Origin of the sequence: Streptomyces prasinopilosus (assembly GCF_001419695.1) — a bacterium.
Classification (GTDB): Bacteria; Actinomycetota; Actinomycetes; order Streptomycetales; family Streptomycetaceae; genus Streptomyces; species Streptomyces prasinopilosus.
This window is the reverse complement of the sequence record NZ_LIRG01000494.1, coordinates 1-4,723: the sequence shown is the minus strand read 5'-3', so window position 1 is coordinate 4,723 and position 4,723 is coordinate 1. Positions and strand designations below refer to the sequence as shown.

Below are 4,723 nucleotides of genomic sequence, written 5' to 3'. Positions count from 1 at the left end.
CGGCCCAGCTCGTGCCGGAGGGCTCCGGCACGAGCTGGGCCGGCGGGCCGCGTACGCGGCGGAGGTGCGGCGCGGTCTGGCCGAACGGAGTGCGCTGCGGCTGGCGGGCCGGCTGCTGGTGGTCGTCGACGCCCACGGCGAGCCGGCCGCCGAACTCCCCCGCCCGGACGCGGCCGTCGGGCTGGCGGACATGGGGATCACCGTCGTGCACCTCCTCCGGGAGCAGATCCACGAGCCGGACGAGGTGAGCGTGCGCCTCACCGTCCGGGGCGAGCGGGTGGTCGTCGAGGACCTGCGCCGTTCCTCCACCGAGGACCTGCGCCGTTCCTCCGCCGCCGAGGGCGCCGTCGACCCGGTCACCGCGGCCGGGGCGGAGGGCGTCGCCCGGCTGCTGGCCCCGCTGCGGCTGTCGCCGGAGTCCGTCGCCGAGGGCAGTCCCGTCACCGGTCCGGTCGACTTCCCCGCGCTCCTCGGCATCGCCGACCCCGCTGCCCTCGATCTGCCCGCCCTGTGGAAGCCCCGGAGCGAACGCGACTTCCTGCGCGTGCCCATCGGCCTGACGGACCGCCACAAGCCGGTCCTGCTGGACCTGAAGGAGTCCTCCCAGCTCGGCATGGGCCCGCACGGCCTGTGCGTGGGCGCGACCGGCTCCGGCAAGAGCGAGCTGCTGCGCACCCTCGTCCTCGCCCTGGTCGCCACCCACTCCCCGGAGGACCTGGCGCTCGTCCTGGTCGACTACAAGGGCGGCGCCACCTTCGCCCCCTTCGCCGACCTCCCGCACACCGCCGGAATGATCACCAACCTGGAGAACCGGGCGGGGCTCGTCGAACGCGTCCACACCAGCCTCGCCGGTGAGGTCAAGCGCCGCCAGCAGGTCCTCAAGGACGCCGGCAACGTCGCCGACATCGGCCACTACGCGGTGCTGCGCGCGACGGAGAGACCGGACCTCGAACCGCTCCCGCACCTGTTCGTCGTCATCGACGAGTTCGGCGAACTCCTCACCGCGAAGCCGGACTTCATCGACCTGTTCCTGTCGATCGGGCGCATCGGCCGCTCCATCGGCGTCCACCTGCTGCTGTCCAGCCAGCGCATCGAGGGCGGCAGGCTCAAGGGCCTGGACACCTACCTGTCGTACCGGCTGGGGCTGCGGACCTTCTCCGCCGACGAGTCCCGCACCGTCCTCGACACCACCGACGCCTTCCACCTGCCGCCGCTGCCCGGCTTCGGCTACCTGAAGGTCGACACCTCCACCTACGAGCGGTTCAAGGCCGGGTACGTCTCCGGCGCCCACCGCGGCCCGGCGGCGCGCGAACGGCGCGACGAGGAACCGCTCGCCCTGCCCTACCCGGCGTACAACACGGCGGGGCGTACGGAGGAACCGGAAGAGGAGCCCGCCGCCACCCGGCGGGAGACCGGCCCGACCGTCCTGTCCCTCATGGTCGGCCGGTTCACCGGCGCCGCGCCCGCGGTGCGCCGGATCTGGCTGCCGCCGCTGCCGGACGCCGTCAGCCTGGACGCGGCCGCGGGACCGGTCCGGGTCTCCGAACGCGGGCTGCACCTGGCGCGCGCCGCGGGCGGGATGCGGGTGCCGCTCGGCGTGCTCGACGACCCGGCCCGGCAGTGGCAGGGCCGGTGGGAGCTGGACCTGACCGCGGCCGGCGGCCACGCGGCCGTGATCGGCGGCCCCCAGTCCGGCAAGACCACGCTGCTGCGGACCCTCGTGCTGTCCCTGGCGGCCACCCACACGCCGCGCGACGTCGCCGTGTACGGCCTGGACCTGGTCGGCGGCGGCCTGTCGGCGCTGGCCGCGCTGCCGCACGTCGGCGGGATCGCCGGGCGGGCCGACCGTGAGCGCGCGGCCCGTACGGTCGCCGAGGTGCGCGCCATGCTCGACGAGCGCGAGACGCTCTTCCGCGAGCACGGCATCGACTCCGTCGACCAGCTGCGCCGGCTCCGCGCCCAGGGCGGGCTGCCGCGGCTCGGCTCCACCGACGTCGTCCTCGTCGTCGACGGGTTCGGCGCGCTGCGCGACGACTTCGCCGACCTCGACGAGCCGGTCGCCGACCTGCTGAAGCGGGGCGGCGGCTACGGCATCCACGTGGTGGCGGGCATGCTGCGCTGGAACGACGTCCGCATCGCCACCCAGTCCCTGTTCGGCACCCGCGTCGAACTGCGCCTGAACGACCCCGCCGACTCCTCCGTCGACCGCAAGCTCTCCGCGACCCTCCCGCCGGACGCGCCCGGCCGGGTCCTCACCGACGGCAAGCTGTTCGCGCAGACCGCCCTGCCCCGCCTCGACGGCTCGCCCGCCACCGGCGACCTGGGCCCGGCCCTGGACGAGGCGGTGCGCACCGTCCGCGCCACCTGGCACGGCGAGCCCGCCGCCCCGGTGCGGGTGCTGCCGGCCCGGCTGCCGGCGACCCGGCTGCCCTCACCGGCCGCCGAACCGCGGCGGATCCCCCTCGGCCTCGACCAGGACGCCCTCGCCCCCGTGCTGCTCGACCTCTTCGGCGGCGACCAGCACCTGCTGGTCCTCGGCGACAACGAGTGCGGCAAGACGAACCTGCTGAAGCTGGTCGTCGCCGGGCTCGTCGAGCGGTACTCCGACGACGAGCTGGTCTTCGGCGTCTTCGACCCGCGCCGCGGCCTGCGCGGCGTCGTCCCGGAGCCGTACCGGGGCGGGTACGCCCACAACGCCGCGCTCGCCGCCGCCCTCTCCACGGGCATCGCCGCCGAACTGCACAAGCGGCTGCCGGAGACCGCCGACCCGGACGCGCCCGAGACCGGCGAGCCCGCCTTCCGGGGCCCGCGGATCGTCATCCTCGCCGACGACTACGACATCCTCACCACCGCCGGGCAGCAGCCCCTCGCGCCCTTCCTGCCGTACGTCTCCTCCGCGCAGGACATCGGCCTGCACTTCGTCCTGGCGCGCCGTACCGCGGGAGCCTCCCGCGCCCTGTACGAGCCGCTGCTGACCACCCTGCGCGAGACGGGCAGCACCGCCCTGGTGATGGACGGCGACCGCACCGAGGGGCAGCTCTTCCCCGGCCTGTACGCCTCCGCGCAGCCGCCCGGCCGCGGCACCCTGGTCCGCCGCGGCCGCCGCCACCAGCTCGTCCAGACCGCGCTGGCCGGAACCGGGGAGGAGGGGGAGTCGTGACCAAGGACGTCATCGCCCTCACCCCGACGATGCCGGACACCTGGGCCCTGCTGGCCGGCCTGTACGCGGCCGGGCCCGAGGCGGGCGTGACCGCGGGGTCCCAGGGCGCCGTGCTGCGGCTGTGCGCCCCGGACGGCAGGCCCCTGGTGTCCGTGGAGGCCCCGCTGCTGGTCCAGGTGCCCGGGGAGGCCGAACGGCTGCTCGGGCGGGACGTGCCCGTGCCGTTCTGGTGGACCGAGATCCGCGCCTCCGGCGCCGTGCCCGGGGCCGAACGGCTGGCGGGATCGGTGTGCGGGCGGCTCGCCCTGCTGCTGGGCGGCAGCACCTGGCCCGAGGCGGCGGCGGGCACCGAGGTCGTGGACGTCGGCGCCGCCGTCGCGCCGGACGACGGGCAGCCGGTCGTGGACGTCCTCACCGACAGCACGTCCGTCGTCCTGGCCGACCGGCCCGTCCTGGCCCTGACCACCTGGCTGTCCGACGTCCTGCGCGGCACCTCGGAGTCGGGCCGGGCCCTGCAGATCGTCACCCCGCCGCACGTCCGGCTCAGCGCCCCGGCCCGCGCCACCCTCCTCCAGGTGCCCCACCGCTGGGTCGTCCAGGACCCGGTACAGGGCTACTACGACGGGCTGTCCGGGGCGGTGCTGCGCTGGCGGGACGGCACGTTTGCGCCCGCGCTCGGGGCGGACGGCACCGCCTCCGTCGCCGAGGCGTTCGGCCGGACGTCCCCGTCGGACGACCGGCAGCTCGTCGTGGCGTTCCGCACGACGCTCCCCGCCCACGAGGACACCGTGCTGGGCGAAGCCCTCGAGACGGCCTGGCGCGCGCTCACCGGCTCGGCCCCGGCCGGCTGGGGCACCGCGGAACCCGTCAACCTGCCCTGGTCGCCACGCCGGCTGACCGGCCTGGCCCGCGACCGGGCCCCCGAACCCACCCACCTGCTCGTGACGGGGCACCCCGGCCGGCCCGCGCTGGCGTGGATCCGGGTGCGGCGCACGACCGCCGGGATCGAGCAGGACATGACGCTCACCCTCGGGTACGGGCGGGACGAGGAACCGCCCCTGGAGGCGATCACGCCCCTCGCCGAAACCCTCGTCGCCGACCACGGCCTGACGACGATGCTGGCCTCACTGCGGCGGGCCCCCCGCGACCTCACGACGGCACCCGTGCTCCAGGCACCGGCCGTGCCGGTCGCCTTCACCCTGGGGGCGCGCGACGTGCGGGGCATCGGCCTCACCCACGCCCGCCGCCCGCCCGTCGCGGTACGGCCCGTCGCCCTGGGGCCCGCCTCCGCACCGGCCCTGCACTACCCGCTGGGGAACGGGTCGGACGCCGGCGCCCTCGGCGAGCTGCACCGCCTGGCGGCGCACCTGCGGGCCGGTGTGCCGGGGACGGGAGCCGGGGCGAGGGCCTGACTCCGGCCTCCGCCCCGGCGGCGCCCCGGCGGGACCCGGGGGCCGGGTCCCGGGGACCCGGGGCACAGGGCACGGATCACGGGGACCGGGCACCCCGGGGCACGGGGTCCCGGGGTGCCGCTCGTCCCTCCCCCGTCACGGCCGGACGTTC

2 protein-coding genes are annotated in these 4,723 nt (G+C 76.5%); both read left to right on the top strand.

Annotation, left to right across the window (positions count from 1 at the left end; translation table 11 throughout):
* The coding region (gene eccCb / locus AOK18_RS20350; protein ID WP_055695302.1) for a type VII secretion protein EccCb at positions 1-3,160 on the top strand (3,160 nt) is incomplete at its 5' end.
* Positions 3,157-4,572 carry a DUF6177 family protein gene (locus AOK18_RS20345; RefSeq protein WP_055695301.1) on the top strand — a complete coding sequence of 472 codons (1,416 nt, stop codon included), beginning with the start codon at positions 3,157-3,159 and terminating at the stop codon, positions 4,570-4,572. The genes eccCb and AOK18_RS20345, both read left to right, overlap by 4 nt.
* Positions 4,573-4,723: the final 151 nt, after the last annotated feature.